The sequence below is a fragment of the Aeromicrobium sp. UBA7512 genome (genome assembly GCF_002476985.1).
Classification (GTDB): Bacteria; Actinomycetota; Actinomycetes; order Propionibacteriales; family Nocardioidaceae; genus Aeromicrobium; species Aeromicrobium phoceense.
Genome location: NZ_DLNK01000005.1, coordinates 555,149 through 581,887, shown reverse-complemented (window position 1 = coordinate 581,887; position 26,739 = coordinate 555,149). Strand labels below are relative to the sequence as shown.

Here is a 26,739-nt window from a genome sequence, read left to right as displayed (position 1 = left end):
CCCAGCCCCCTAGTCTTCAGGCATGTCCGAGATCGTCGAGCCGGTCGACCTGGCCCTGGGCCGCCGCCTGAATCCCGACGCGGTCGGCTGGACGCGACGTCCGCTGCACCGCACGGTCCTGCCGTGGACGGGCCGCGCGAAGCGCTGGGAGTACTGGGGCGTCGTCACCCGGCGATTCGTGCTGGGCCTGACGATCGCCGACCTCGACTACGCGAACCTCACGCAAGTCTATGCCTACGACCGGCTGCGCCGCCACGAGGTCAGCCTCGACACCACGAAGCTGGGCCCCCTGCGCCCGGGACTGCCCGACGCGCTGCCGCCGATCACCGCGTCCAGCGGACCACTGACCTTCGCCGACCACGGCCGGGGAACGCACCTGAGCGTCGACCACGAGCGGGTGAAGGTCGCGCTCGAGGCGGAGGGCGGCGACGACGCGCTCGGGGTCGTCGTGCCGTGGAGCCCGCGGCGCTTCCAGTACACGCTGAAGGACCCGGTCCGGCCTGTCAGCGGCACGATCGAGGTCGACGGTGAGCGCGAGGCCGTGGTGGCCGGCTGGGGCGTGCTCGACCGAGGCCGGGGCATCTGGCCGTACCGCATGACGTGGAACTGGGGCGCCGGCAGCGGCGAGGTCTCGGGGCGCCGGATCGGACTGCAGCTCGGTGGGAAGTGGACCGACGGCACCGGCCAGACCGAGAACGGGCTGTTCGTCGACGGGCGCCTGCACCACTGGATCGACGACCTGCGCTGGGAGTACGACCTCGAGGACCCGGAGTCGACGTGGACCGTCACCGGGCCTGACGTCGAGGCGGTCCTGACGCCCTTCCACCGCCGCGTGGCCTCGACCCAGCTGGGCGTGATCGCCTCACGCACGCACCAGGCCTTCGGGCGCTGGTCGGGATGGGCGCGCGGCGGCAAGGGCGTGGAGTACCGCCTCGACGGCCTCCTCGGCTGGGCCGAGGAGGCGCGCAACCGCTGGTGAGGGTCCGCGTCAGAGGCGCGAGCGGAGCTCGGTCAGCTGCTCAGTGACGCGCGCCTGGGCGGTGCCGCCACGGCCGTCGCGCGAGGCGATGGAGCCGGCGAGCGTCAGCACCTCGCGCACTCCCCCGGGCTCGGAGGCGTTCGCCAGGTGCGGCGAGATCTGCGCGAAGTCCTCGTCGGAGAGGTCCCACAGCTCGATGCCGCGCTCCTCGCACACCCGGACGCAGGCGCCGGAGAGCTCGTGGGCCACCCGGAACGGGACGCCCTCGCGGACGAGCCACTCGGCCACGTCGGTGGCGAGCGCGAAGCCCTGCGGCGCGAGCTCGGCCATCCGTGCGGTGTTGAACTCGAGCGTGGCGACCATCCCGGTGAACGCGGGCAGCAGGACCTCGAGGGTGTCGATCGAGTCGAAGACCGGCTCCTTGTCCTCCTGGAGGTCGCGGTTGTAGGCCAGCGGCAGAGCCTTCAGCGTGGCGAGCAGCCCCGCCAGGTTGCCGATCAGCCGGCCCGCCTTGCCGCGCGCGAGCTCGGCGATGTCGGGGTTCTTCTTCTGCGGCATGATGCTCGACCCGGTGGAGTACCCGTCGTGCAGCGTCACGAAGTCGAACTCCTTCGTGTTCCAGATGATGATCTCCTCGGCGATCCGCGAGACGTCGACGCCGATCTGGGCGGCGACGAAGGCGAACTCGGCGACGAAGTCGCGCGCGGCGGTGCCGTCGATGGAGTTGGCGGCCGAGCCGGTGAAGCCGAGGTCGGCCGCGACCGCCTCGGGATCGAGACCGAGCGAGGATCCGGCGAGCGCACCCGAGCCGTACGGGGACTCCGAGCCCACGCGGGCGTCCCACTCACGCAGGCGGTCGAGGTCGCGCACGAGCGGCCAGGCGTGGGCCAGCAGGTGGTGCGACAGCAGCACGGGCTGGGCGTGCTGGAGGTGCGTGCGGCCGGGCATCGGCGCTCCGAGGTGGCGCTCGGCCTGACCCGCGATGGCCTCCACGAGCTCGCGCAGGAGCGACGCGACCTGGCGGGCGTGGTCGCGCAGGTAGGCGCGGAAGAGCGTGGCGACCTGGTCGTTACGGGAACGGCCCGCGCGCAGGCGGCCCCCGAGGTCGGCGCCGAGGCGCTCCATCAGTCCGCGCTCGAGCGCCGAGTGGACGTCCTCGTCACCGGGCTCGGGCCGGAAGGCACCCGACCGCACGTCGCCGTCGAGTGCGGCGATGCCGTCCATCATCGAGGCGAGGTCGTCGTCGGTGAGCAGGCCCGCGGTGTGCAGCACGCGGGCGTGCGCTCGTGAGCCGGCCAGGTCGTACGGGGCGAGACGCCAGTCGAAGTGCGTCGACCGCGACAGCGCCGTGAGCTCGGGCGAGGGGCCCGAAGCGAACCGGCCGCCCCAGAGCCGGGAGTCGGCGGCCTCGACGTCGGTCGAGCCGGGCACGGCGGGCGTGAGGTCGGGAGAGTCAGTCATCGGTGGGCACCTTACGGGCGAGGGAGGTGAGGTGGGCGGCGAGGGCCTCGCCGCCGGCCGGGTCACGGGCGATCAGCATCACCGTGTCGTCACCGGCGATCGTGCCGAGCGTCTCGCTCATCTGCACGTGGTCGATCGCGGAGGCCAGGAACTGCGCGGCTCCCGGCGGGGTGCGCAGCACCACGAGGTTCGCCGAGGACTGCGCGGAGACGAGCAGCTCGCGGAGCAGGCGCTGGAGCCGGACCTGGGCGGCCGAGGAGTCGGGCGCCGCGCGGACGCTGCGGTCGCCACCCTCCGACGGCACGGCGTAGACGAGGCTGCCGTCGCCCTGGCGCACGCGCACCGCGTCGAGCTCATCGAGGTCGCGCGACACCGTGGACGCCGTCGCCGTGACCCCGCGCTCGCGCAACAGGTCGACGAGGTCGCCCTGCGAGCGCACGTCGCACGTGCCGAGCAGGTCGGCGATCAGCGCCTGGCGCGCCGCCTTGGTGCCGGGGATCACGACGGTGCCTCGCTGTGGTCTCGATACGCCGGCTCGTTCCTCGCCGAGCTACTCGACCACCGGGACCGTCCCCGTGATCTGGTGGCGAGCGCCGCGAGACGGTGCCTCGAGATCACGACTGCTCCAGGAGCCAGGTGAGGACCGCCTTCTGGGCGTGGACGCGGTTCTCGGCCTCGTCCCACACCACCGACTGCGGGCCGTCGATGACGTCGGCGGCGATCTCCAGGCCGCGGTAGGCCGGCAGGCAGTGCAGCACGATGGCCTCGGGATCGGCCTTCGCCAGCAGCTCGGGGGTGACCGAGTAGTCGCTGAAGAGCGCGACCCGCTCCGCCTTCTCGTCCTCCTGGCCCATCGAGACCCAGGTGTCCGTGATGACGACGTCGGCGCCCGCGACGGCGGCGGCCGGATCGGCGGTGACGGCGACCGAGCCACCCGTCTCCGCAGCGATCCGCTCGGCGTCGGCGACGATCGCGGGGTCCGGCTGGAACCCCTCGGGGGCGCCGACGCGCACGTGCATGCCCGCGGTGGCGCCGCCGAGCAGGTACGAGTGGCCCATGTTGTTGGCGCCGTCGCCGACGTAGGCCACCGTGAGCCCGGCGAGCGCGCCCTTGTGCTCGATGACGGTGAGCCAGTCGGCGAGGATCTGGCACGGGTGGAAGTCGTCCGAGAGGGCGTTGACCACCGGCACTCCCGCGTGCTCGGCCATCTGCTCGAGGCCGGCCTGGGCGTAGGTGCGCCACACGACCGCGCTGGCCATCCGGCCCAGCACGCGCGCCGTGTCGGCGATGGGCTCGCCGCGGCCCACCTGCGTGACACCGGTGTCCATCACCACGGGGTTGCCGCCGAGGTCGGCGATGCCCACGGCGAACGACACCCGCGTACGGGTGGAGGACTTGTCGAACAGCACGACCACGGACTGCGGCCCGGCCAGAGGACGGCGCGAGTAGGGCTCGGCCTTGAGCTCGGCGGCGAGCGCCAGCACCTCGGCCTGCTCCGCCGGATTCAGGTCGTCGTCGCGCAGGAAATGCCTCGTCATGCCAGCACCTCGTCGATCACCGTGGAGAGGGTGCGCACGGCGTCGGCCGCCTCGTCCTCGCTGAGGACCAGCGGCGGAGCGAGCCGGAGCCGGTCGGGCGTGGGCGCGTTGAGGATGAGCCCGGCGTCGAGCGCGGCCTTCTGCACCTCGGCCGCGCGCGGTTCGCTCAGCACGATGCCCCGGAGCAGGCCCCGGCCCGTGACCGACTCCACGCGGGAGCTGCGCAGGAGGCCGTCGGCCAGCTGGTCCCCGCGAGCGCGTGTGGCCTCCAGCAGTCCCTCGGACTCGATCGTCGCGAGGACGGCCAGGGCCGCGGCGGTGGCCACGGGGTTGCCGCCGAAGGTGGTGCCGTGGTTGCCCGGACCGAGCAAGGTGGCGGCGTCACCGAGCGCCACGCAGGCGCCGATCGGGATGCCGCCGCCGAGGCCCTTCGCGAGGGTGACCAGGTCGGGGGTCACTCCGGAGGGCGTGTGACCGAACCAGTCGCCCGTGCGGCCGATGCCCGTCTGCACCTCGTCGAGCCACAGCAGGGCGCCGTGCTCGGTGGTGATGCGTCGGGCCGCGGCGAGGTAGTCGTCCGGGGGCACGATGACGCCGGCCTCGCCCTGGATCGGCTCCAGGATCACCGCCGCCACCGTGTGGTCGACGGCCGCGGCCAGCGCGTCGGCGTCGCCGTACGGCACCCACCGGACGTCGCCGGGCAGCGGCTCGAAGGGCTCGCGGTACGCCGCCTTCGAGGTCAGCGCGAGAGCGCCCATCGTGCGTCCGTGGAACGAGCCCTCGGCCGCCACGATGGTGGTGCGGCCGGTGCGACGGGTGGCCTTGAACGCGGCTTCGTTCGCCTCGGTGCCGGAGTTCGCGAAGAACACGCGGCCCTCGCCGCCGAGCAGTCCGACCAGGCGCTCCGCGAGCTCGACCTGCGGGGCCGAGGCGAAGAAGTTGCTGATGTGCCCGAGCGTCTGCAACTGCTGCGTGACCGCCTCGAGGATCGCCGGGTGACCGTGGCCCAGCGCGTTGACGGCGATGCCCGCGAGCAGGTCGAGGTACTTGTTGCCGTCGGCGTCCCAGACGTGACAGCCCTCGCCGCGCACGAGGACGCGCTGCGGGTCGCCGAACGTGTTCATCACCGCACCGCGGTAGCGCTCGGTCCACTCCGGTCCGCCGAGCCGGGGCTCGCGGCCGTGGATCACGACTCCTTCGGGCAGATTCACGACGTCTCCTTCGCGCTGGACGTGTAGAGGGCGGAGCGGATCTTGGTCCGCGCACCGGCCAGCACCTGGGTGCCGACGCCCTCGTCGGTGAAGATCTCGAGCAGCACCGAGTGCGGCTCCCGGCCGTCGACGACCGTGGCGCGCTTGACGCCGCCGCGCACCGCGTCGAGGCAGGCGGTCATCTTGGGGATCATCCCGCTGGCCAGCTCGGGCAGGATCGCCTCGAGCGACTCGGGGCTGATCTCGCCGATGACGTCGCTGCTGTTCGGCCAGTCGGCGTAGAGGCCCTCGACGTCGGTGAGCACGAGCAGCTTCTCGGCGCCCAGGGCGACGGCGAGCGCGGAGGCGGCCGTGTCGGCGTTGACGTTCAGCACCTGGCCGTCGGCGTCGGGCGCGACGGTGGAGACCACGGGGATGCGGCCGGCCTCGATGAGGTCGATCACGGCCTCGGGGCGCACGCCCACGACCTCGCCCACCAGTCCGACGTCGACGGGCTCGCCGTCGACCAGCGGCATCGTGCGCTGGGCGCGGAACAGTCCGCCGTCCTCGCCGGACAGGCCCACCGCGAGGTCGCCGTGCTGGTTCAGCAGCCCGACGAGCTCGGGGCCGACCTGCCCCTTGAGCACCATGCGGACGACCTCGACGGCCTCGGGCGTGGTGACGCGCAGGCCGCCGCGGAACTCCGACTCGATCTGGAGCCGGTCGAGCATCGCGCTGATCTGCGGGCCGCCGCCGTGCACCACGACGGGCTTGAACCCCGCGAGGCGGAGGAAGACGATGTCCTCGGCGAACGCGCGCTTGAGCTTCTCGTCGGTCATGGCGTTGCCGCCGTACTTCACCACCACGATCTTGCCGTGGTACGCCTTCAGCCACGGCAGGGCGTGGGCCAGCGTGGCGGCCTTCGTGGTGGCGGCGGCCCAGTCCTCGGGCGCCCATTCGGTCATGCGGTTGTCGCTCATGGCTTCCTCAGGTCGAGTAGGCGGAGTTCTCGTGGACGTAGGCCTGGGTCAGGTCGTTCGTCCAGATGGTGGCGCTGTGCGTGCCGGCCTTCAAGTCGATCGTGACGGTGACCGACCGCGGCTCGAGGTCGACGAGGTCGATCGACTCCCCCACGCCGGAGTTGCGGCACACCCAGACGTCGTTGACCGCCACGTCGAGGTCGAGCGGGTCGAACGCGGCGGTCGTGGTGCCGGCCGACGCCAGGATGCGGCCCCAGTTCGGGTCCTTGCCGAAGATCGCGCACTTGAACAGGTTGCTGCGCGCGACGGACCGTCCCACCTCCAGCGCGTCGTCCTCGCTGGCAGCGTTGATCGTCGTGATGGCGATCTCGTGGTCGGCGCCCTCGGCGTCGGCCAGCAGCTGAAGCGCGAGGTCGCGGCACACCGTGGTGAGGGCCTCGGTGAACTCGGCGACGTCAGGGGCGACGCCCGAGGCGCCCGACGACATCAGCAGCACCGTGTCGTTCGTGGACTGGCAGCCGTCGGAGTCGAGCCGGTCGAACGTCAGCGCGGTGGCCGACCGCAGTGCGGTGTCGAGGGTCGTGGAGTCGAGGTCGGCGTCGGTCGTGATGACGACGAGCATCGTGGCGAGCGCCGGCGCGAGCATGCCCGCGCCCTTCGCCATCCCGCCGATCACCCAGCCGTCGCCACCGGCCGTGGCCTGCTTGCTAACGGTGTCGGTGGTCATGATCGCCGTCGCGGCGTCGAGTCCGCCCTCGGGCGACAGCGCGGCCACGGCGGAGTCGACCCCGGCCAGCACCTTCGGCTCGTCGAGGAGGCGACCGATCAGGCCGGTCGAGCAGACCTGCACGTCGATCGCGCCGATGCCCAGGTGCTCCGCGACGCGCTCGGCGGTGCGGTGCGTGGCGGCGAAGCCCTCGGGGCCCGTGTAGCAGTTGGCGCCGCCGGAGTTCAGGACGATCGCGCGGGCGCTGCCGCCCTTGATCGCCTGCTCGCTCCAGATGACGGGGTGCGCCTTGCAGCGGTTCGAGGTGAAGACCGCGGCGGCGGCCGACGAGGGGCCCTCGTTGACGACGAGGGAGATGTCGGGCTTGCCCGAGTCCTTGAGGCCGGCGGTCACACCGGCGGCCCGGAAGCCCTGTGCAGCAGTCACGCTCATGGTGCGACTCCGATCGTGGTGAGGCCCGTGGTCTCGGGCAGGCCCAGGGCGAGGTTCATCGACTGGATCGCGCCACCGGCGGTGCCCTTGACGAGGTTGTCGATGGCCGTGACGGTGACGAGGCGACCGGCCCGCTCGTCCACCGCGAGCTGCACGTGGGCGACGTTCGCGCCCAGCGTGGCGGCCGTGGTGGGCCACTGGCCCTCGGGCAGCAGGTGGATGAACGGCTCGTCGCCGTAGGCCTTCTCGTAGACGGCCCGGGCGGCGGCATCGTCGACGCCGGGCGCCAGCCGGGCGGTGGCGGTGGCCAGGATGCCGCGGGCCATCGGCACGAGCGTGGGGGTGAACGAGATGGTGACCTCGTCCGCCCCAGCCCGGCCCAGGTTCTGGGCGATCTCGGGAATGTGCCGGTGTGTGCCGCCGACCCCGTAGGGCGAGGCCGAGCCGAGTCCCTCCGAGGCCAGCAGGTGCTGCTTGAGCGCCTTGCCCGCACCGGAGAAGCCGTTGGCCAGCACCGCGACGAGGTCGGTCGGCTCGACGATCCCGGCGGCCACGGCGGGCTGCAGTCCCAGCGTGACGGCGGTGACGTTGCACCCCGGCACGGCGATGCGACGCACACCCGCGAGCGCGTTGCGCTGACGCGTCGAGCCGGTGATCAACTCGGGCATCCCGTACGGCCAGGTGCCCGCATGGTCACCGCCGTAGTAGGCGCCCCAGTCGTCGGAGCTCTCGAGCCGGTGATCGGCGCCGCAGTCGATCACCAGGACGTCGTCCGGCAGCTGCGCGGCGACGGCCCCGGAGGCTCCGTGCGGCAGCGCGAGGAACACGACGTCGTGCCCGGCGAGGTTTTCGGCGGTGGTCTCGGCGACGATGCGATCGGCCAGCGGGAGCAGGTGCGGCTGGTGCTGCCCGAACCGCGACCCCGCGCTGGACCCTGCGGTCAGGGCGCCGATCTCGACCTCGGGGTGCGCCAGCAGCAGCCGGAGGACCTCTCCCCCGGCATAGCCCGTGGCACCGGTGACGGCGACCTTGATCATGGCGATCAGTCCGTCCCGAACTCCATGGCGGCCGCGTCGAGCGCGACCTCTTCGTCGCCCTCGACCGCCGGGTTCGCCTCGATGCGCATGGCACCGCCGGCCGGCAGCTCGCCGAACAGCGTGCCGTTCTCGACGAGCACCTGGCCCTGGTCGAGCGGCTGGGCGGCGTACATCTCGAGCTTGGCGCGCGAGTCGGCGATGTCGAGGTTGCGCATCGTCAGCTGGCCGATCCGGTCGGTGGGACCGAAGACGGCGTTCTCGGTGCGCTCCATCGAGAGCTTCTCGGGGTGGTAGGAGAAGTTCGAGCCCTGGGTGTCGAGGATCGTGTAGTCGTCGCCCCGCCGCAGCCGCAGCGTGACCGAGCCGCTCACGAGCGAGGCGATCCAGCGCTGGATCGACTCGCGCAGCATCATCGCCTGCGGGTCGAGCCACCGGCCCTCGTACATGAGCCGGCCCAGGCGACGGCCGTGCGCGTGGTAGTTCGCGACGGTGTCCTCGTTGTGCACCGCGTTCACGAGCCGCTCGTACGCGATCCAGAGCAGCGCCATGCCGGGCGCCTCGTAGATGCCCCGGCTCTTGGCCTCGATGATGCGGTTCTCGATCTGGTCGGACATGCCGAGGCCGTGCCGGCCGCCGACCGTGTTGGCCTCGTGGACCAGCGCGACCGGGTCGTCGAACCGGGTGCCGTTGATCGCGACCGGGCGGCCCTCCTCGAAGGAGATCGTGACGTCCTCGGAGTCGATGTCGACCGAGGCGTCCCAGAACTTCACGCCCATGATCGGGTCGACGGTCTCCAGCGAGACGTCGAGGTGCTCGAGCGTCTTCGCCTCGTGGGTGGCGCCCCAGATGTTGGCGTCGGTCGAGTAGGCCTTCTCCTGGCTGTCGCGGTAGGGCAGCTGGTGCTCGACGAGCCACTGGCTCATCTCGGTGCGACCGCCCAGCTCGTGGACGAAGTCGGCGTCGAGCCACGGCTTGTAGACGCGCAGCTCGGGGTTGGCCAGCAGACCGTAGCGGTAGAACCGCTCGATGTCGTTGCCCTTGAAGGTGGAGCCGTCGCCCCAGATGTTGACGCCGTCCTCGTGCATCGCGCGCACGAGCAGGGTTCCGGTGACGGCGCGGCCCAGCGGCGTGGTGTTGAAGTAGGTGCGGCCTGCCGACTTGATGTGGAAGGCGCCGCAGGCCAGCGCGGCCAGACCCTCGTCGACCAGGGGGCGCTTGCAGTCGATGGCTCGCGCCAGCTCGGCGCCGTACTCCATCGCGCGGCCGGGGACCCCGGAGATGTCCGGCTCGTCGTACTGGCCGAGATCGGCGGTGTAGGTGCAGGGGACGGCACCCTTGTCGCGCATCCACGCGACGGCGACGGACGTGTCGAGTCCGCCGGAGAAGGCGATGCCGACGCGCTCGCCGACGGGGAGACTGGTGAGGACCTTGGACATGCGGAACATTCTTGCACATCTCTGCAATTCCTTGCAGCCGGGGTCCCGTCCCGCTCCCCTAGTATCCGGCCATGGCCCGTCTCGTGCTCCGCCTGGTGACCGCCGTCATCCTGGTGGGCGTCCTGCTCGTCCCCGCCCTCGCGACGATGTCGAACTCCGCGAGCAGCAGCGTGGCCGATCCGGTGACCATATCGTCCTACCGCGCCACCTACGACGTGGACGCGGACGGCACGCTGAACGCCACGGAGACGATCACCGCCGACTTCCCCTGGGGCCGCCACGGGATCTTCCGCTACTGGGACCTGGCCGACCGGGCCGACCACACCGTCCGGTACCGGCCGCGCGACGTGAGCATCCGGCTCGACGGCGACACCGTCGCGGTCAGCCGCTCGTGGGAGCAGGGGCGGCGCTTCCGGGTGGCACGCATCGGCAGCGCCGACCAGTACCTCTCCCCCGGCCCGCACACCTACACGATCAGCTACCGGATCGACGGCGTCCTCGCCCCGAATCCCGAGCGCGTCGCTGACGCCAACGCGAGCTGGACCGGGGGCGACGCCGACCGCTCGGAGTTCGTGTGGCAGGTCGTCGCCGCCGGCTGGAGCATGCCGATCCGTCAGGCCGACCTCACCGTGAACCTGCCGGCCGTCACCGATCGCCTCGAGTGCTCGATCGGCGACGGCCGCCCGTGCACGGTGCAGGGCGAGGGCACCACCGCGCTGCGGATCAGCGCCGCCGACCTGCCGCCGAACACCTCGGTCCTGCTCCGCGCCGCGATGGACCAGCCGGCTCCCGACCGCGCCCAGGTGCCCTGGTCGATCGGCTGGGACCGGCTGTTCGGGACGTCGCTGCGGCCCTTCCTGCTGGCGCTCGCTCTCGCTGCCCTGGCGTTCGCGGTGGGCTACGTGCTCGACCGGCTGTCGCGCGAGCGCCGCCCCGGACTCCCTGTGCTGTTCGAGCCGCCTGAGGGCCTCGGCCCGGTGCAGGCGGCGTACATCGTCGACGAGCGGGTCCCCCGGCGGGCCCTCACCGCCACGCTGCTGCACCTCGCCGAGCAGGGTCACGTCACCCTCCACGAGAACGCCGGCAGCTGGACGGTCAAGGGCACCCTCGCGAAGGGCGCCTGGGACACCCTCGATCCGGTGGCGCGGCACGTCGTGTCGGGGCTCGGGCTGCGCGGCGAGAACGGCCCGACGTTCACGGCGAACGGCTCCGTCAGCGCGGGCAAGAAGCTGTCCGCCGTGACGTCCGCGATTCCCGGTGTCACCCGGGCGTGGGCAACCACGACCGGTGCGACCGTCCCCGCCCACCGCGAGTGGATGTGGCGGGTGCTGTTCGGCGTCGCCGTCGCGGCCGTCCTCGTCGGCACGTTCTTCGGCGTCACCGGGCTCTACCTGCTGCCGTTCGCGGCGTTCGCCGTGGGCGCGGTCGGGGTCCTGATGCCGGGCGCCGGGTCCCGCCGCACCGCGCAGGGCCGCGACCTGTGGTCGCGCGCCGGCGGATTCGAGCGCTTTCTCGGCACCGACGCCTCGCAGGACCGCTTCGACTTCAGCGGTCGAGAGGATCTGTACATGGCCTACATTCCCTACGCCGTCGCCTTCGGGGTCGCCGACCGCTGGGCCCGCAAGTACGAGGTCGCGACGGGGCAGGCCGCACCGCTGCCGGTCTGGTACGCCGGCGGGGGCCACCACGGCACCTCCGGGAGTGCACTGGGCGGTGACCCGTTCAGCGACTTCGAGCGCGCTGTCTCCAGCTCCATCGGCGCCTACACCGCGAGCCAGGCGTCGTCCTCCTCCGGGAGCAGCGGCGGCGGTGGAGGCGGCGGCGGGTTCAGCGGAGGCGGCGGTGGCGGTGGCGGAGGCGGCTCGTGGTGATCGCCGCGTTCGCGGACGGGCCTGCCGGCCGCGCCAGTAGAGTCTCGACCAGTTCCCGACTTCGGAGGTACCCGTGCTGATCTGGATCATCGTCGCGATCGTCGTGGCCGTCGCGCTGTTCGGGGTCATCGCGTTCAACCGCCTGCGCACCGCCGACATCGGCGCCCAGGAGGCCCTCGGCGGCATCGACGTGCAGCTGACCCGGCGTGCCGACCTCATCCCGAACCTGGTCAGCACGGTGAAGGGCTACGCAGCCCACGAGCGGGGCGTCTTCGAGGAGGTCACCGCGGCCCGCGCCGGCGTCCAGCAGGCCGCCGGCTCCGGCTCCGTGGAGCAGCGCGCCACGGCCGACGCCCGGCTCGAGCGCGCACTCGTCGACGTGATGGCCGTGGCCGAGGCGTACCCCGACCTCAAGGCCTCGGCGAACTTCCAGCAGCTGCAGACCGAGCTGAGCGACACCGAGAACAAGCTGTCGTTCGCGCGCCAGTACTACAACGACGCGGTCCGTGGGCTCAACGAACTGGTGCGCACGATCCCGTGGATGTTCTTCGCCGGCGTGGCCGGCGTCAAGGAGCGCACCTTCTACGACGCCCCCGCCGGCCAGGAGACCCCTCCGGCCGTGCAGTTCTGACGGATCTCGATACTCCCCCGCAAGCGGGAGGTGCCCCCACTCTCGCTGCGCTCGCGAGCTACTCGATCACCGGGCCGGCCGGTGGTCGAGTAGCTGGGCGAGGAACGAGCCCGCGTATCGAGACCCGAGAGGTCAGACGGCGCGGGTCATCCAGCCGTGGCGGTCCTCGGCACGGCCGTACTGGATGTCGACGAGAGCGGCGCGGATGTCGGCGGTCACCTTGCCCGGCTCCCCCTCGGCGCTGACGACCTCGCCGCCGTCCCACTTGAGCTTGCCGACCGGGGTGACCACGGCGGCCGTGCCGCACGCGAAGACCTCGGTGATCGTGCCGTCGGCCACGCCCTCGCGCCAGTCGTCGATCGAGACCTTGCGCTCGATGACGTCGTGGCCGAGGTCCTGGGCGATGGTCAGGATCGAGTCGCGGGTGATCCCCTCGAGGATCGAGCCGCTCAGCTCGGGCGTGACGATCGACCCGTCGGAGTGGACGAAGTAGAGGTTCATGCCGCCGAGCTCCTCCACCCACTGGTGCTCGACGGAGTCCAGGAACGCGACCTGCGCGCAGCCGTGCGAGGCCGCCTCCTGCTGGGGAAGCAGGCTCGCGGCGTAGTTGCCACCGCACTTGGCCGCACCCGTGCCGCCCGCACCGGCGCGGCTGTACTCGCTGGACAGCCAGATGTCGACGGGCTTCACGCCCTCGGCGAAGTAGGCCCCGGCAGGCGACGCGATCACCGCGTAGGTGACGTGCTGGCTGGGCCGGACGCCGAGGAAGACCTCGGACGCGAACATGAAGGGCCGCAGGTAGAGGCTGCGCTCCTCACCCGTGGGCACCCACGCGCTGTCGGCCTCGATGAGTGCCTTCACCGATCCGGTGAACCACTCGATCGGCAGCTGCGGCAGCGCCAGCCTCGCGGCGGACCGCTGCATGCGGGCCGCGTTCGCCTCGGGACGGAACAGCCACACCGAGCCGTCGGCGTGGGCGTAGGCCTTGAGCCCCTCGAAGATCTCCTGCGCGTAGTGCAGGACCGCCGTGGCGGGGTCGAGGGACAGCGGGCCGTAGGGCACGACGCGGGGGTCGTGCCAGTCCAGCTCGGGCGTCCACTCGGTGAGGAACATGTGATCGGTGAAGTGGTTGCCGAAGCCGGGATCGGCGAGGATCCCGGCGCGCTCGGCGGAGCTGCGCGCGTTCGGACTGGTCTCGATCCGGGGGGTGAACGCGGGGGTGGTCATGGCGGACACGATAGTCCTTTCGGTGGTGGAGGGGATGGTCGTCAGGCGACCGATACCGCTCCGGCCACGCGCGACGCGATGGCCTCCCCCACCTCCTGCGTGGACCGCGGCTGACCCGCGCGCGCGGCGATGTCGGCCTCGACCGCCTCGGTGATCCGCTGGGCCTGATCGGTGTGGCCGAGGTGCTCCAGCAGCAGGCCGGCCGACAGGATCGCGGCGGTCGGATCGGCCTTGGACTGGCCTGCGATGTCGGGCGCCGATCCGTGCACGGGCTCGAACATGCTCGGCGACGTGCGGTCGGGGTTGACGTTGCCGCTCGCGGCCAGGCCGATGCCACCGGTGATGGCGGCGGCGAGGTCGGTGAGGATGTCGCCGAACAGGTTGTCGGTGACGATCACGTCGAAGCGCGCCGGGTCGGTCGCCAGGAAGATCGTGGCGGCGTCGACGTGCAGGTAGTCCACCGAGACGTCGGGGAACTCGGCCGCGACGGCGTCGACCGTGCGGCTCCACAAGTGACCCGCGTGGACGAGCACGTTGTTCTTGTGCACGAGCGTGAGCTTGCGGCGCGGGCGCGCCTGGGCACGGGCGAAGGCGTCGCGGACGACCCGCTCCACGCCGAAGGCCGTGTTGAGGCTGACCTCGGTGGCGACCTCCTGGCGCGTGCCGACGCGGATCGCGCCGCCGTTGCCCACGTACGGACCCTCGGTGCCCTCACGGACGACGACGAAGTCGATGTCGCCCGGGTCGGCCAGCGGGGTCGGGACGCCGGGGAACAGCTTCGACGGCCGCAGGTTGACGTAGTGGTCCAGCTCGAACCGCAGCCGCAGCAGCAGGCCGCGCTCCAGCACGCCCGACGGGACGGACGGGTCGCCGACGGCACCGAGCAGGATCGCGTCGTGCCCGCGAATCTCCTCGAGCACCGAGTCCGGAAGGGTCTCGCCGGTGGCGTGCCACCGGCGGGCACCGAGGTCGTACGCCGTGCGCTCGAACGTGAGTCCCGCGTCCTGCGCGACGACGTCGAGAACCTTCAGGGCCTGGTCGGTGACCTCGGGGCCGATGCCGTCACCGGCAACGACCGCGAGCGAGTAGGAGCTGGTCATGGGTCCCATCCTAGAACGGTCGATCTCAGATACTGAAACTCGGGTCTCGCGATCCGGTCATCAGTTGTCCTCGGGAGTCCCGTCGAAATCGGCGTCGTCGCGCAGGTGCGCGGGTCCCCATTCGATGACAGTGGTCGGGTCGAACATGAGTGCTCCTCTGAAGTGGCAGTGGTGTGGTCGGTGCGGGATCCGACGGGACCGACGACCCTGCGGGGCCACGTGCTGCGACGGGTGACGTCGATCAGCGTTTCAGAGGAGGAGAACCAGGTCCTGGTCCAGAACATCTGCTGCAGAGTCGTCGAGCCAACGCCGAAACTCCGCGGCAGGTGTGGCCCTAGGAGGTCCTGCCGCGGCAAGCGATGAGTACGAGCTGCTTCCGCATGGCCGCGAGCATACACGGCACTCCGGGTCGCTGTCAGGGGGTCCGCGCGTCTCAGCGATCGACCTGGCCCGCCGGGGCGACGATGACGTGGAACACTGGCCCCATGAGCGCACCGGCTGAGGTTCCCGATCTGGTCGCGCGCGCCCTGGACCTCTCCCGGCGCCGCGGCTTCATCACCTCGACCCGCAGTGAGACGGGGCGGCTGCTCGCGACCCTGGCCGCCACGCGCCACGGCACCCTCGCCGAGCTCGGCACCGGGTGCGGCGTCGGCTCCGCCTGGCTCTCCAGCGGCGCCCCCAAGGGCGCCCACATCGTCACGGCCGAGCTCGATCCGGGCCTGGCCGAGGACGTGCAGGGCATCTTCCACGATGCCGCGAACGTCGAGGTGACCTGCGGTGACTGGACCGTGCTGGAGCAGTACGCGCCGTTCTCGCTGCTGTTCGTCGACGTCCGCGACGTGATGGCCAGCATCGACGTCCTCGCCGATCTGCTCGAGCCCGGTGGCATCGCGGTGCTCGACGACTTCGTGCCCTCGCCCTTCTGGCCGCCGATCGTCGACGGTCAGGTCGACTCCGTGCGCGAGCAGTGGCTCACCGACGAGCGCTTCATCGCCGTCGAGATGCTCATCGACCCGGACGCCAGCCTCATCATCGCCACGCGTCGCTGAACGCGCCACGACGGCTGACCCTTCCCGTCCCCTACTCTCGGCCCAAGAGGGCCGTCGAGGCCCCGACGGAAGGAAGCACCATGTCCGATCCGACCCCCACCTACGCCACCACTCCGCGCCACAAGGGTGTCCGCACCGTCGGACTGCTCTCGATCATCGCCGGCATCGTGCTGATCGTCGCCGGAGCCGCCACCTGGTGGGTGGTGACCGACCAGCTCTCCGCCCAGAACATCACCGTGTCCGAGGACGCCGAGTGGTTCGGTGGCGAGAAGGTCAACGGTCCGCTCACCGCCTACTCCCAGGCGCAGATCATCGACAAGCACGCCCTCGAGGCCACCGGCAACAAGACGTACGCCGAGCTCGAGCAGGACGATCCGCTGCGCGAGACCGCGATGAACGCCTCGTTCCTGCGTGCCTCGCTGTTCACGTCCGTCGTGGCCTACGGCGTGGCGCTGTTCGCCGCCGGCATGGGACTGATGTGGATCCTGGCGGGCTGGTCGCTGCGCAAGCTCTCGACCTGATCGACGGTCACGCGGGGGCCGGCTCGGCGGCCGGCGCCCCGCGGATCTCGAACCAGGGCAGGAAGAACTGCACGATCGGTCCGATCGTGAGGGCGTAGAGCACGGTCCCGAGGCCCACGGTGCCGCCGAGCGCGAAGCCCGTGACGAGCACCACGACCTCCAGCCCCGTGCGCACGATGCGCACGCTCGCGCCCGTCCGACGGACGATCCCCGTCCACAGGCCGTCGCGCGGACCCGGGCCGAGCCCGGCACCCACGTACATCGCGCCGGCCAGGCCGTTGCCCACCACGCCGGTCACGAGCATCAGCACTCCGAGCGCGAGGGTGGACGCCTCGGGCAGCATCGCCAGCGTGACGTCGGCGGCCACCCCGATCACCAGGACGTTCGCCACGGTGCCGATTCCCGGGCGCTGGCGCAGGGGAATCCAGGCCAGCAGCACCAGGGCGCCCACCACGATCACGACCTGTCCGAACGTGAGGTCGACGTGGTGCGTCACTCCCTCGTGGAAGACGTCCCACGGGTCGAGCCCGAGCCCCGCGCGGACCATCAGCGCCATGGTCGCTCCGTAGAGCCACAGTCCCACCATGAGCTGGACGAGCCGGCGCGTCATCGACGCTCCCCGACGCGTCGGGCGATCGGCGCGTTCGGGATGCGACGCAGGCCGTCGCGCCGAACGGTCCGGACGGTGGCGACGCAGCCCCACGCGGCGAGGGCTAGCAGGAGGATGCACAGGATCACCCTCTCACTGTGCGCCTGATTGGACTTCATTTCCATGGCCAATTCTGACAAAGTGGCTTCATGGTCCCTGCACCGCCCCTGTCCGCGCACCGGCTCGCCGCGATGCTCGGCCCGTCCGAGTCCGGCTCGGGCCCCGCGTACCGCCGTCTCGCCACCCAGATCCGCGGCGCCGTGATGGATGGGCGCATCCCCACCGGGACGACGCTGCCCAGCGAGCGCTCGCTCGCCGAGGCGACCGGACTGAGCCGCACCACGACCACGCGGGCCTACGAGGTGCTGCGGGAGAGCCGGCTCGTCCGCACCCGGCAGGGCTCGGGAACGACGGTCGAGCTCCCGGTCGGGGCGGCGGGCTCCACCAGCATGCTCGCGCGTTCGCCGCGCCACGACGGCATCGCCCTCACCGCTGCCGCCTCCGAGGCGCCCGACGGCTTCGCCGCACTGATCCAGCGGGCGATGACGAGCCTCCCGGCCCTGCTGGCGACCGACGGCTACCTGCCCGACGGCCTCCCCGTGCTGCGTGAGCGCCTCGCCGCCCGCTACACCCGCGAAGGGCTGCCGACCGACCCCGACCAGATCGTCGTGACCACGGGGGCGCAGAGCGCGCTGTCGCTCCTGGTCTCGGTGCTCGTGCGGCCGCGCGACCGCGTCCTGGTGGAGGGCTGCGGGTACCCGCACTCGTTCGATCTCGTGTCGCGCGCCGGTGCGCGCCTGCTGCCGCTCCCGGCCGGGGAGGGCCCGTGGCCTGTCGAGGACATCGCCCGCCTCGCCCCCGCGGCCTCCCTGGCGCTGCTGGTGGTGGACTTCCACAACCCGACCGGGCAGCTCATGCCGTCGGCCACGCGTCGCGAGGTGGCCGGGATCCTCCAGCGCGCGGGCGTCACCACCATCGTCGACGAGACCCTGCGCGACGTGAGTCTCGGTGACACTCCCCTGCCCGAGCACTACGCCGTGCACGACCCCGGCGCCGTCCTCGTGGGATCGGCGGCGAAGTCCCTGTGGGGCGGTCTGCGCATCGGCTGGATCCGCGCCCCGAGGAGCCTGGTCCCCCGGCTCGTGCAGGCGCGGATGATCCGCGACCTCGGCACGGCCGCGCTGGACCAGCTCGTCATGGCCACGGCGCTGGAGGACGGCGACCTCGACCTGGCGGCCCGGCGGGCCGAGCTGCGCCACCGGCGCGACACCCTCGTCGCCGCGGTGGAGTCCCGGCTGCCCGACTGGTCGATCACACGTCCCGAGGGCGGCCTCACGTGCTGGGCGACCCTCCCGGCCCCGCTCAGCTCGGCCCTCGTCGCGGTCGCCGAGGACGAGGGCCTCACCCTCACGCCGGGCCCACGGTTCTTCGCCACCAGCCCCGCGGCCGGTGAGCGCCGGCTGCGCCTGCCCTACGCCCTCGCGCCCGACATGCTCGAGGACGCCGTGGGGCGCCTGGCCCGCGCGTGGGACCGGGTCACGAGCGGCCAGTCGGGCACGGCACGCGACCCCGACGCGGTCGACCTCATCGCCTGACCCGCGCTCCGTCGAATTGCGGGGTCCCTCCGGACCCCGCAAAGTGCTGTGCAGGCCATCGCCCCGCCGGGGCACGACCCGCGGAGGAGCAGCGCATGGATGTCCTGAGGAAGAAGAGCGTCGACGACGTCATCCACCAGAACGACGAGCTGCCCGAGGGCGCCGCCGAGGAGGAGCACGGCCGGCTCAAGAAGCACCTCGGACCACTCGACCTCATCGGCTTCGGCATCGGCATCGTCATCGGCACGGGAATCTTCACCCTCACGGGCCTGCAGGCGAAGGAGAACGCCGGCCCGGCCGTGATGATCTCGTTCCTCATTGCCGGAGCCGTCGCCCTGATGGCCGCCCTCTGCTACGCCGAGCTGGCCTCCGCCGTGCCGACGGCCGGCAGCTCGTACACCTACAGCTACACGACGATCGGCGAGATCTTCGCCTGGATCATCGCGTGGGACCTCATCCTCGAGTTCGCGCTCGGATCGGCGGTGGTCGCGAGAGGTTGGTCGGGTTACGTCGCCGGCGTCTTCAACCTCCCGGAGAAGTGGTTCGCCGAGGAGGGCTCCGTCGTGAACGTCGGAGCGATCTTCATCGTCCTGCTGCTGGGCTGGGTCGCCATGCGCGGCATCCGTGAGTCGGCCTGGGTGACCAACGGCCTCGTCGTCATCAAGGTCCTGGTCTGCCTCTTCGTCATCGCCGTGGGCGCCTTCTACGTCAACACCGGCAACCTCGTGCCCTTCATCCCGGAGTCGCAGCCCCCGGCCGGAGGCTCCTCCAGCAGCCTGCACGCGCCGCTGTGGCAGTTCCTCACGGGCGTCGAGCCGGCGACCTTCGGCATCACGGGCATCTTCGTGGCCGCGGCGGTCGTGTTCTTCGCCTACTCGGGCTTCGAGGCCGTCGCGAACCTCGGCGAGGAGACCCGCAAGCCGGAGCGCGACATGCCGATGGGCTTGCTCGGCACGCTTGCGATCTGCACCGCGCTCTACGTCGGCGTGTGCATCGTCATCACCGGCATGGTGCACTACTCCGACCTGTCGGAGGGTGACGCCGTCGCCGACGTGTTCGACCAGGTCGGCCTGGAGTGGGCGGGCATCCTCATCGGCGTGGCCGCTATCGCGGGCCTGACCTCGGTGATCCTGGTGGACCTGGTCGCGATGCCGCGCATCGGCTTCGCGCTGGCCCGTGACGGTCTGCTGCCGGAGGCCTTCCGCCGCATCCACCCGACGTGGGGCACGCCGGTGCTGATGACGGGGCTGACGGTGGTGGCGGTGGCGCTGCTCGCCGGACTCGTGCCGATCTCGGTGCTGGCCGAGATGGTGAGCATCGGCACGCTCTTCGCGTTCGTCGTGGTGGCCATCGCGGTGATCGTGCTCCGGCGCACCCAGCCCGAGATGAACCGCCCGTTCCGCACGCCGTGGGTGCCGTTCCTGCCCATCGTCACGGTCGCGTCCTGCATCGGCCTGATGGCGAGCCTCAAGGTGGACACGTGGCTGCGCTTCATCGTGTGGCTGCTGCTGGGCTTCGTCGTCTACTTCGCCTACGGCTATCGGCACTCGCGGCTCAACCGTGCCCGCCAGGGTGATCCCGCGTGAGCGTGGTCGTCGGCTTCGGCAGCGACACCCGGAGCCTCGCCGCGCTCGACCTGGCCGCCGAGTTCGCCCGGACCACCGGCGAGGAGCTCGTCATCACGAGCGTCGTCCAGGACAGCTGGGACGCGCTGCGCGACTTCGCCGGCGTGGACGACGAGTGGCGGCGCTCCGTCCGGGACCAGGCGGGTGAGGCGCTGGCGACGGCTCGTGAGCACCTCGGCGACGAGGCCGAGGTGGTGACGGTCTCGCGCACCGCCTCGTCCGTGCCGCAGGCGCTGCTGGACGAGAGCCGCGCCCGCGACGCACGCCTCGTGGTGGCCGGCTCGGCGTCGCACGGCGCGCTCGGGCGGATCGCCTTCGGCAGCACGAACGGCCGCCTCGCGCACAGCTCGGCCATTCCGGTGGCGCTGGCGCCGCGCGGCTTCCGCGCCAACGAGGGCGGCATCGAGCGGCTCGTCGTGGCGGTCGACCCCACCGCCTCCGACGCGGCGCTGGACGCGCCGATCGCCTCGCTCGCGACGTGGCTCGGGGTGCCCGTGGAGATCGTGACGTTCGCCGTACGAAGCGGCTCGCGGACGGCGTTCGCCGCGTTCTCCGACCAGGGCGTCCGTGAGGCCTGGTCGACGCTCGTGCGCACGCACCAGGAGCAGCTGGCCGACGGCATCCGCAGGCTGGCGCCGGAGACGGAGGTCACCACCACGCAGGTCACCTCCGCCGAGCGCTGGTCACTGGCGCTGGAGTCCTTCGAGTGGCGTCCGGGCGACCTGCTCGCGGTCGGGTCCAGCCGCCACGGCCCGGTGGCCCGCGTCTTCATGGGCTCCACCGCGACGCGGATCGTCAACCACAGCCCGGTCCCGGTGATCCTGCTCCCCCGGCCTCGCGCACAGGCCTCCTGACCCCGAACGCACGAACGCGGCGCCCCGAGCCGACGTGAGTCGGACGGGACGCCGCGTTCGTGCGACGGGACGAGGCTCAGCGAGCCGCGCTGCCCTCGGTGTAGTCGTCGTCGGCCTGCTTCCACGAGAAGTGCGAGCGCAGGGCCTTGCCGGTGGCCTCGATCGGGTGACCGGCCTCCTTCTCGCGCAGCTCGAGGAACTCCTTGCCGCCGTTGTCCTGGTCGGCGATGAAGCGCTCGGCGAAGGCACCGGACTGGATGTCGCCCAGCACCTGCTCCATGCGCTCCTTCACGCCGGCGTCGATGACGCGCGGGCCGGAGACGTAGTCGCCGTACTCGGCGGTGTCGGAGATGCTCCAGCGCTGCTTGGCGATGCCGCCCTCCCACATGAGGTCGACGATGAGCTTGAGCTCGTGCAGCACCTCGAAGTAGGCGATCTCGGGCTGGTAGCCGGCCTCGGTGAGCGTCTCGAACCCGGCCTGGACCAGGTGGGACACGCCGCCGCACAGCACGGCCTGCTCGCCGAAGAGGTCGGTCTCGGTCTCCTCGGTGAACGTGGTCTTGATGACGCCGGCGCGCGTGCCGCCGATGCCCTTCGCGTAGGAGAGGGCGACGTCCCAGGCCTGGCCCGAGGCGTCCTGCTCGACCGCGATGATGTCCGGGATGCCACGGCCGGCGACGAACTCGCGACGCACGGTGTGACCGGGGGCCTTCGGGGCGACCATGATGACGTCGACGCCCTCGGCCGGCTTGATGTAGCCGAAGCGGATGTTGAAGCCGTGGCCGAACACCAGCGTGTCGCCGGCGGTCAGGTTCGGGGCGATCGACTCGGTGTAGACGTGACGCTGGACCTGGTCGGGCGTGAGGATGACGATGACGTCGGACTCCTCGACCGCCTCGGCGACCGGGAGGACGCGCAGGCCCTCGGCCTCGGCCTTCGCCTTGCTCTTGCTGCCCTCGGCCAGGCCGATGCGGACGTCGACGCCCGAGTCGCGCAGGTTGAGCGCGTGGGCGTGACCCTGGCTGCCGTAGCCGATCACCGCCACGTTCTTGCCCTGGATGAGGGACAGATCGGCGTCGTCGTCGTAGAACAGTTCAGCCACGATGGGGTTCTCCTTGGTTGGGGGTCGAAGGCGCAGGTGCGTGCGCCGGCGCAGTTCTGGGGTGGGCTCAGCCCGCGGCGGTGCCGGGGACGGTGCGCAGCGTGCGGTCGGTGATCGACCGCGAGCCGCGACCGATCGCGACGCGTCCGGACTGCGCGATCTCGCGGATGCCGAAGGGCTCGAGCACGTTGAGCATCGCCGTGAGCTTGCCGGCGTCGCCCGTGGCCTCGATCGTGACCGACTCCTGGGCCACGTCGACGACCTTGGCGCGGAACAGCTGCACGGTCTCGAGGACCTGGCCGCGGGTCTGCTGGTCGGTCTTGACCTTGATCAGCATCAGCTCGCGCTCGACGGCGTTGCCGGAGTCGAGCTCGACGATCTTGAGGACGTTGACCAGCTTGTTGAGCTGCTTCGTGACCTGCTCGAGCGGCAGCTCCTCGACGTTCACGACGATCGTCATGCGCGAGATCTCGGGGATCTCGGTGGGACCGACCGCGAGAGAGTCGATGTTGAAGCCGCGTCGCATGAACAGGCTCGACACGCGAGCCAGGACGCCGGGCGTGTTCTCGACGAGCACGCTGAGGGTGTGTTGGGGCATCAGAGGTCCTCGTCTTCCCATTCGGGGGCGAGATCGCGAGCGATCTTGATGTCGTCGTTGCTGGTGCCGGCGGCGACCATGGGCCAGACCATCGCGTCGCGCTCGACGACGAAGTCGATCACGACGGGCACGTCGTTGATGCTCATCGCCTTGGCGATGACCTCGTCGAGCTCGTCCTCGCTCTCGCAGCGCAGGCCGATGCAGCCGTAGGCCTCGGCGAGCTTGACGAAGTCGGGGATCCGGCGGGCGCCGATCGACTCGGGACCGGTGTTCAGGTCGGTGTTGGAGTAGCGGCCCTCGTAGAAGAGGGTCTGCCACTGGCGCACCATGCCCAGCGAGGAGTTGTTGATCACCGCGACCTTGATCGGGATGCCCTCGATCGCGCAGGTGGCCAGCTCCTGGTTGGTCATCTGGAAGCAGCCGTCGCCGTCGATGGCCCAGACGACACGGTCGGGGTCGCCGACCTTGGCGCCCATCGCGGCGGGCACGCCGTAGCCCATCGTGCCGGCACCGCCGGAGTTGAGCCACTGGCGCGGGCGCTCGTACTGGACGTAGTGCGCGGCCCACATCTGGTGCTGGCCGACGCCCGCGGTGTAGATCGCCTCGGCGCCGGCGGCCGCGTTGATGCGCTCGATCACGGTCTGCGGCGCCAGGCCCTCATCGGGCTTGTCGTACGCCACCGGGAACTGGGCCTTGACGTTGAGGATGTAGTCGCGCCACGCGGTGTAGTCGCCGGTGAGCTCGTCGTCCTGCGACTGCTTCTGCAGGGCGCGGATGAGGTCGGCGATGACCTCGCGGGCGTCGCCCACGATCGGCACGTCGGCGACGCGGTTCTTGCTGATCTCGGCCGGGTCGATGTCGGCGTGGATCACCTTGGCGTCGGGCGCGAACGTGTCGAGGTTGCCCGTGACGCGGTCGTCGAAGCGGGCGCCGAGGGTGATCAGCAGGTCGGAGCGCTGGAGGCCGGCGACCGCGGCCACCGTGCCGTGCATGCCCGGCATGCCCAGGTGCAGCTCGTGGGAGTCGGGGAACGCGCCGCGCGCCATCAGCGTGGTGACGACCGGGATCTGGGTCAGCTCGGCGAGCATCTTGAGCTCGGCCGACGCGTCGGCCTTGATGACGCCGCCGCCGACGTAGAGGATCGGCTTCTTTGCCTCGGCGATGAGGCGGGCGGCCTCGCGGACCTGCTTGTTGTGCGGGCGCGTCGTGGGGCGGTAGCCCGGCAGCGCGAGCTCGTGCGGCCACTCGTGGGTGGTGACGGCCTGCAGCGCGTCCTTGGCGACGTCGACCAGCACGGGACCGGGGCGGCCGGTGGAGGCGATGTGGAAGGCCTCGGCCACGACGCGCGGGATCTCGGCCGGGTCGGTCACGAGGAAGCTGTGCTTGGTGATCGGCATCGTGATGCCGCGGATGTCGGCCTCCTGGAAGGCGTCCGAGCCGATGACGCTGCTGGCGACCTGTCCGGTGACGGCGACGATCGGCACCGAGTCGAGGTAGGCGTCCGCGATGGCGGTGACGAGGTTCGTGGCGCCGGGGCCGGAGGTGGCCATGCAGACGCCGACCTTGCCGGTGGCCATCGCGTAGCCCTGCGCGGCGTGACCCGCACCCTGCTCGTGACGGACCAGCACGTGGCGGATCGAGGAGTCGTACAGCGGGTCGTAGGCGGGCAGGATCGCGCCTCCGGGAATCCCGAAGATGACCTCGACCCCGGCCTTTTCCAGCGATCGGACGAGGCTCTGCGCCCCGGTCATCGTCTCCGGTGCCGTCTCGGTCATGGCCCTACCCGTCTCGTCTGCCGGCCACCCCGTGATCGCGGCCGGTGCTCGGTTCCCCATCGTATTCCCTGCTTCTCGTCGTCCATTCACTGCATGAAAAAACCCTCGGCCGTGAGGCGACGAGGGCGAGACGCGCGGCGAAGTGCCGTGCGTCAGTGGACTACGAGAAGCAGCGCGTGCATGGAACCAGTGTGCGCCGCGGACGCGAAGTGGTCAAGTTGTGAGATTCCGTGTCCACCATGCGGACGCGGGTCAGCTCGTGAAGGCAGCGAGAGCAGCCGCTGAGAGGGTCCGGTCGGCGTAGACCAGACGGATGCCGCCGGGCACCTCGCCGTCGGGGCCGCGCCAGACCTGCGTCATCCCGGCGCGCTCGGCAGTGCGACGCGACGCCTCGTTGTGCTCCAGCAGGTAGGCCACGATCGGCGCCTCGGGATCGTAGGAGGCGGCCGCCTCGAAGGCGGCCCGGACGAGCTCCAGCGCGTATCCCTGACCCTGGTGGTCCGGGGCGAGCCGGTAGTAGAGATTCCAGGCCCCGGTCGGGCGCAGCCGCACTCCCCCGATGCCCACGAGCTCACCGTCGCTGCGCCGTCGCGCCGTCCAGTAGCCGAGGCCGTCGCGCTCCCAGTCCGCGGTGTACATCTCGAGGTCGGCACGCGTCCGCTGCTCGTCGGTGTGCACGCCCGAGGGCAGGTGCGTCCACGCCCGCGGGTCCGCGTGCAGCACGTGGAGCTCGGAGAGATCCGCGAACGACACCGCGGTCAGGTCGAGCCGCTCGGTGATCAGGTGCTGGTGGTCCATCGGCTCACCAGGGAAAGGGTTCGAAGTCCTTCAGGAAGACGCCGTGGAGGTCGACGCCGTCCTCGCCCTGGACGATCGGGTCGTAGACGCGGGCCGCGCCGTCGACGAGGTCGAGCGGAGCCTTGAAACCCTCTTGGGCGAGGCGCTGCTTCGTCACGTGGGGGCGCTCGTCGGTGATCCAGCCGGTGTCGACGGCGGTCATCAGGATCTCGTCGGTCTCGAACATCTCTCGCGCGCTGGTGCGGGTGAGCATGTTGAGCGCGGCCTTGGCCATGTTCGTGTGCGGGTGGCCCGGGCCCTTGTAGCCGCGGGAGAACTGCCCCTCCATCGCCGAGACGTTGACGACGTACTTGCGGCGGGCGGCCGAGGCCGCCATCGCGGGACGCAGCCGGCTGATCAGGAGGAACGGCGCGACGCTGTTGCAGAGCTGGACCTCGAGCAGCTCGAGCGCGTCGACCTGGCCGACGTGCTGGACCCAGCTGTTGGTGTCGACGAGGTCGGGCAGGAGGCCCCCCGCGTCGATGCGCTCGAGGTCGGCCGACCCGGCCTCGAGGGCGATCGCGGTGAGCTCCTCCGCGGTGACGGCGTCGCCGGCGAGCGCCGGGTGCGAGCTGACCGAGCCGACGAGCGAGGCCGGGTGGGCGTCGCTGGTGTGGCCGAACGTGATCAGCTCGGGCACGTAGCCCTCGGGCAGCGGCTGCGCCTCGGCGTCGGCGATGGCCTGATAGGCGCCGGGCTGGCGCTTCACCGTCTGGGCGGCGTTGTTGATGAGGATGTCGAGCGGGCCCGACGCCGCGATCTCGTCGGCCAGGCCGATCACCTGGGCGGGGTCGCGCAGGTCGATGCCGACGATCTTGAGCCGGTCGATCCACTCGTCGCTGTCGGGCTGGGCGCTGAAGCGGCGCACCGCGTCGCGCGGGAAGCGCGTGGTGATCGTGAGGTGCGCGCCGTCGCGCAGCAGCCGCAGCGCGATGTACATGCCGATCTTGGCGCGGCCGCCGGTGAGCAGCGCGCGGCGTCCGGTCAGGTCGGTGCGCTGGTCGCGCTTGGCGTGGCTCAGGGCGGCGCACTTCGGGCACAGCTGGTGGTAGAACGCGTCGACCACCGTGTACTTGTCCTTGCAGATGTAGCAGCCGCGGGCCACCTGCAGCACGCCCGCCGACGCACCGCGCGCGGTGGAGACCAGCGGGATGCCGGCGGTCTCGTCGTCGATGCGGCGCGGCGAGCCGGTGGCGGTCAGCGAGACGACTTCGCGGTCGGCCTCGTTGACGGCGTCGCGCTTGGCCCGGCGGCGCTGCTTCTTGACGTCCTTGTAGAACTTGCCGCACGCGCGGCGCAGCGCCACGTAGGCCTCGTCCTCGTCACCGAGGTGCTGCGCCTCGCCCAGCACCTTGAGGGCGGTCGCGAGCTCGTCGTCGGTGAAGTTCGGCACCGATTGATTCTACGGTGCGGTTCCCCGCCGTCTCGACTGGTCTCGATACGCCGCTCGCTGCGCTCGCGAGCTACTCGACCACCGAGTGCCCGGTGATCGAGTAGCACGGCGTATCGAGATCACGCACCGCCG

Annotated in this window: 24 protein-coding genes; 8 read left to right on the top strand and 16 right to left on the bottom strand. The window is 71.4% G+C overall.

Features of this window, described 5'->3' with window-relative positions; genetic code table 11:
• The first annotated feature begins 22 nt into the window (after window positions 1-22).
• Window positions 23-979 carry a DUF2804 domain-containing protein gene (locus B2363_RS09250; protein ID WP_286929743.1) on the top strand — a complete coding sequence of 319 codons (957 nt, stop codon included), beginning with the start codon at window positions 23-25 and terminating at the stop codon, window positions 977-979.
• A 9-nt stretch (window positions 980-988) separates the two neighbouring features.
• Here B2363_RS09250 and argH read toward each other — a convergent pair whose 3' ends face one another.
• The 8 genes from argH to argG form a co-directional block, all read right to left on the bottom strand.
• Window positions 989-2,440 (bottom strand): argininosuccinate lyase, encoded by a 1,452-nt coding sequence (gene argH, locus B2363_RS09245; protein ID WP_286929742.1) that lies wholly within the window; start codon window positions 2,438-2,440, stop codon window positions 989-991.
• Window positions 2,433-2,942, bottom strand: a complete 510-nt coding sequence (locus tag B2363_RS09240) for an arginine repressor (protein WP_286929741.1) — start codon at window positions 2,940-2,942, stop codon at window positions 2,433-2,435. The genes argH and B2363_RS09240 overlap by 8 nt, the downstream gene beginning before the upstream one ends.
• 112 nt (window positions 2,943-3,054) lie before the next feature.
• The gene (gene argF / locus B2363_RS09235; protein WP_286929740.1) at window positions 3,055-3,978 is read right to left on the bottom strand and encodes an ornithine carbamoyltransferase; all 924 of its coding nucleotides are present in this window, start codon (window positions 3,976-3,978) and stop codon (window positions 3,055-3,057) included.
• Window positions 3,975-5,183, bottom strand: a complete 1,209-nt coding sequence (locus tag B2363_RS09230) for an acetylornithine transaminase (protein ID WP_376785965.1) — start codon at window positions 5,181-5,183, stop codon at window positions 3,975-3,977. The genes argF and B2363_RS09230 overlap by 4 nt, the downstream gene beginning before the upstream one ends.
• Before the next feature lie 2 nt (window positions 5,184-5,185).
• The gene (gene argB / locus B2363_RS09225; protein WP_286929739.1) at window positions 5,186-6,148 is read right to left on the bottom strand and encodes an acetylglutamate kinase; all 963 of its coding nucleotides are present in this window, start codon (window positions 6,146-6,148) and stop codon (window positions 5,186-5,188) included.
• Window positions 6,149-6,155: 7 nt separating this feature from the next.
• The gene (gene argJ, locus B2363_RS09220) at window positions 6,156-7,307 is read right to left on the bottom strand and encodes a bifunctional glutamate N-acetyltransferase/amino-acid acetyltransferase ArgJ (RefSeq protein ID WP_286929738.1); all 1,152 of its coding nucleotides are present in this window, start codon (window positions 7,305-7,307) and stop codon (window positions 6,156-6,158) included.
• Window positions 7,304-8,344: an N-acetyl-gamma-glutamyl-phosphate reductase gene (gene argC, locus B2363_RS09215; RefSeq protein ID WP_286929737.1), complete on the bottom strand. Its 1,041-nt coding sequence runs from the start codon at window positions 8,342-8,344 to the stop codon at window positions 7,304-7,306. The genes argJ and argC overlap by 4 nt, the downstream gene beginning before the upstream one ends.
• Window positions 8,345-8,349: 5 nt before the next feature.
• The gene (gene argG / locus B2363_RS09210; RefSeq protein ID WP_286929736.1) at window positions 8,350-9,780 is read right to left on the bottom strand and encodes an argininosuccinate synthase; all 1,431 of its coding nucleotides are present in this window, start codon (window positions 9,778-9,780) and stop codon (window positions 8,350-8,352) included.
• A 71-nt stretch (window positions 9,781-9,851) separates the two neighbouring features.
• On the opposite strand from argG, the gene B2363_RS09205 reads away from it, so the two are divergent.
• Together B2363_RS09205 and B2363_RS09200 are read left to right on the top strand one after the other, a co-directional pair.
• Entirely contained in the window at window positions 9,852-11,651 is a 1,800-nt protein-coding gene (locus B2363_RS09205; protein WP_286929735.1) for a DUF2207 domain-containing protein, read from the top strand.
• Window positions 11,652-11,724: 73 nt separating this feature from the next.
• Window positions 11,725-12,282: a LemA family protein gene (locus B2363_RS09200; protein WP_286929734.1), complete on the top strand. Its 558-nt coding sequence runs from the start codon at window positions 11,725-11,727 to the stop codon at window positions 12,280-12,282.
• Window positions 12,283-12,414: 132 nt separating this feature from the next.
• On the opposite strand, the gene B2363_RS09195 is transcribed toward B2363_RS09200, so the two are convergent.
• Together B2363_RS09195 and B2363_RS09190 are read right to left on the bottom strand one after the other, a co-directional pair.
• The gene (locus B2363_RS09195) at window positions 12,415-13,509 is read right to left on the bottom strand and encodes a branched-chain amino acid aminotransferase (protein ID WP_286929733.1); all 1,095 of its coding nucleotides are present in this window, start codon (window positions 13,507-13,509) and stop codon (window positions 12,415-12,417) included.
• 41 nt (window positions 13,510-13,550) lie between these two features.
• Window positions 13,551-14,609, bottom strand: coding sequence for a 3-isopropylmalate dehydrogenase (locus tag B2363_RS09190; protein ID WP_286929732.1), 1,059 nt, complete (start codon window positions 14,607-14,609; stop codon window positions 13,551-13,553).
• Between the two features lie 485 nt (window positions 14,610-15,094).
• On the opposite strand from B2363_RS09190, the gene B2363_RS09185 reads away from it, so the two are divergent.
• Window positions 15,095-15,658 carry an O-methyltransferase gene (locus tag B2363_RS09185; protein WP_153302825.1) on the top strand — a complete coding sequence of 188 codons (564 nt, stop codon included), beginning with the start codon at window positions 15,095-15,097 and terminating at the stop codon, window positions 15,656-15,658.
• Between the two features lie 80 nt (window positions 15,659-15,738).
• Window positions 15,739-16,179: an aromatic ring-opening dioxygenase LigA gene (locus tag B2363_RS09180; RefSeq protein ID WP_286929731.1), complete on the top strand. Its 441-nt coding sequence runs from the start codon at window positions 15,739-15,741 to the stop codon at window positions 16,177-16,179.
• Window positions 16,180-16,186: 7 nt separating this feature from the next.
• Here the strand turns inward: B2363_RS09180 and B2363_RS09175 are convergent, their stop codons facing one another.
• A complete protein-coding gene (locus B2363_RS09175; RefSeq protein ID WP_286929730.1) occupies window positions 16,187-16,789 on the bottom strand; it encodes a YczE/YyaS/YitT family protein in 603 nt (200 codons plus the stop codon).
• Between the two features lie 188 nt (window positions 16,790-16,977).
• Here B2363_RS09175 and B2363_RS09170 point away from each other — a divergent pair, with 188 nt between their 5' ends.
• The 3 genes from B2363_RS09170 (at window position 16,978) to B2363_RS09160 (ending at window position 20,902) form a co-directional block, all read left to right on the top strand.
• Window positions 16,978-18,423 carry a PLP-dependent aminotransferase family protein gene (locus tag B2363_RS09170; protein ID WP_286929729.1) on the top strand — a complete coding sequence of 482 codons (1,446 nt, stop codon included), beginning with the start codon at window positions 16,978-16,980 and terminating at the stop codon, window positions 18,421-18,423.
• Window positions 18,424-18,518: 95 nt separating this feature from the next.
• Window positions 18,519-20,009, top strand: a complete 1,491-nt coding sequence (locus B2363_RS09165) for an APC family permease (RefSeq protein WP_286929728.1) — start codon at window positions 18,519-18,521, stop codon at window positions 20,007-20,009.
• Window positions 20,006-20,902 carry a universal stress protein gene (locus B2363_RS09160; RefSeq protein ID WP_286929727.1) on the top strand — a complete coding sequence of 299 codons (897 nt, stop codon included), beginning with the start codon at window positions 20,006-20,008 and terminating at the stop codon, window positions 20,900-20,902. Before B2363_RS09165 ends, B2363_RS09160 begins: the two co-directional genes overlap by 4 nt.
• A 76-nt stretch (window positions 20,903-20,978) precedes the next feature.
• Here the strand turns inward: B2363_RS09160 and ilvC are convergent, their stop codons facing one another.
• The 5 genes from ilvC to B2363_RS09135 all read right to left on the bottom strand — a co-directional run bounded on the left by ilvC (window position 20,979) and on the right by B2363_RS09135 (window position 26,607).
• The gene (ilvC, locus tag B2363_RS09155) at window positions 20,979-22,004 is read right to left on the bottom strand and encodes a ketol-acid reductoisomerase (RefSeq protein WP_181755403.1); all 1,026 of its coding nucleotides are present in this window, start codon (window positions 22,002-22,004) and stop codon (window positions 20,979-20,981) included.
• Between the two features lie 67 nt (window positions 22,005-22,071).
• Entirely contained in the window at window positions 22,072-22,602 is a 531-nt protein-coding gene (gene ilvN / locus B2363_RS09150; protein ID WP_078698484.1) for an acetolactate synthase small subunit, read from the bottom strand.
• Window positions 22,602-24,377, bottom strand: coding sequence for an acetolactate synthase large subunit (locus B2363_RS09145; protein ID WP_286929726.1), 1,776 nt, complete (start codon window positions 24,375-24,377; stop codon window positions 22,602-22,604). Before B2363_RS09145 ends, ilvN begins: the two co-directional genes overlap by 1 nt.
• 252 nt (window positions 24,378-24,629) lie before the next feature.
• A complete protein-coding gene (locus B2363_RS09140) occupies window positions 24,630-25,175 on the bottom strand; it encodes a GNAT family N-acetyltransferase (protein WP_286929725.1) in 546 nt (181 codons plus the stop codon).
• Between the two features lie 4 nt (window positions 25,176-25,179).
• Window positions 25,180-26,607 carry an SDR family NAD(P)-dependent oxidoreductase gene (locus tag B2363_RS09135; RefSeq protein ID WP_286929724.1) on the bottom strand — a complete coding sequence of 476 codons (1,428 nt, stop codon included), beginning with the start codon at window positions 26,605-26,607 and terminating at the stop codon, window positions 25,180-25,182.
• Window positions 26,608-26,739 lie beyond the last annotated feature (132 nt).

Coding starts and splice junctions, on each gene's coding strand:
- B2363_RS09205 (WP_286929735.1), top strand. CDS start 9,852: ATGGCCCGTCTCGTGCTCCGCCTGGTGACCGCCGTCATCCTGGTGGGC.
- argG (WP_286929736.1), bottom strand. CDS start 9,780: ATGTCCAAGGTCCTCACCAGTCTCCCCGTCGGCGAGCGCGTCGGCATC.
- B2363_RS09195 (WP_286929733.1), bottom strand. CDS start 13,509: ATGACCACCCCCGCGTTCACCCCCCGGATCGAGACCAGTCCGAACGCG.
- B2363_RS09180 (WP_286929731.1), top strand. CDS start 15,739: ATGTCCGATCCGACCCCCACCTACGCCACCACTCCGCGCCACAAGGGT.
- B2363_RS09250 (WP_286929743.1), top strand. CDS start 23: ATGTCCGAGATCGTCGAGCCGGTCGACCTGGCCCTGGGCCGCCGCCTG.
- B2363_RS09185 (WP_153302825.1), top strand. CDS start 15,095: ATGAGCGCACCGGCTGAGGTTCCCGATCTGGTCGCGCGCGCCCTGGAC.
- B2363_RS09190 (WP_286929732.1), bottom strand. CDS start 14,609: ATGACCAGCTCCTACTCGCTCGCGGTCGTTGCCGGTGACGGCATCGGC.
- B2363_RS09165 (WP_286929728.1), top strand. CDS start 18,519: ATGGATGTCCTGAGGAAGAAGAGCGTCGACGACGTCATCCACCAGAAC.
- ilvN (WP_078698484.1), bottom strand. CDS start 22,602: ATGCCCCAACACACCCTCAGCGTGCTCGTCGAGAACACGCCCGGCGTC.
- B2363_RS09140 (WP_286929725.1), bottom strand. CDS start 25,175: ATGGACCACCAGCACCTGATCACCGAGCGGCTCGACCTGACCGCGGTG.
- argC (WP_286929737.1), bottom strand. CDS start 8,344: ATGATCAAGGTCGCCGTCACCGGTGCCACGGGCTATGCCGGGGGAGAG.
- argF (WP_286929740.1), bottom strand. CDS start 3,978: ATGACGAGGCATTTCCTGCGCGACGACGACCTGAATCCGGCGGAGCAG.
- B2363_RS09170 (WP_286929729.1), top strand. CDS start 16,978: ATGGTCCCTGCACCGCCCCTGTCCGCGCACCGGCTCGCCGCGATGCTC.
- argJ (WP_286929738.1), bottom strand. CDS start 7,307: ATGAGCGTGACTGCTGCACAGGGCTTCCGGGCCGCCGGTGTGACCGCC.
- B2363_RS09175 (WP_286929730.1), bottom strand. CDS start 16,789: ATGACGCGCCGGCTCGTCCAGCTCATGGTGGGACTGTGGCTCTACGGA.
- B2363_RS09145 (WP_286929726.1), bottom strand. CDS start 24,377: ATGACCGAGACGGCACCGGAGACGATGACCGGGGCGCAGAGCCTCGTC.
- argH (WP_286929742.1), bottom strand. CDS start 2,440: ATGACTGACTCTCCCGACCTCACGCCCGCCGTGCCCGGCTCGACCGAC.
- argB (WP_286929739.1), bottom strand. CDS start 6,148: ATGAGCGACAACCGCATGACCGAATGGGCGCCCGAGGACTGGGCCGCC.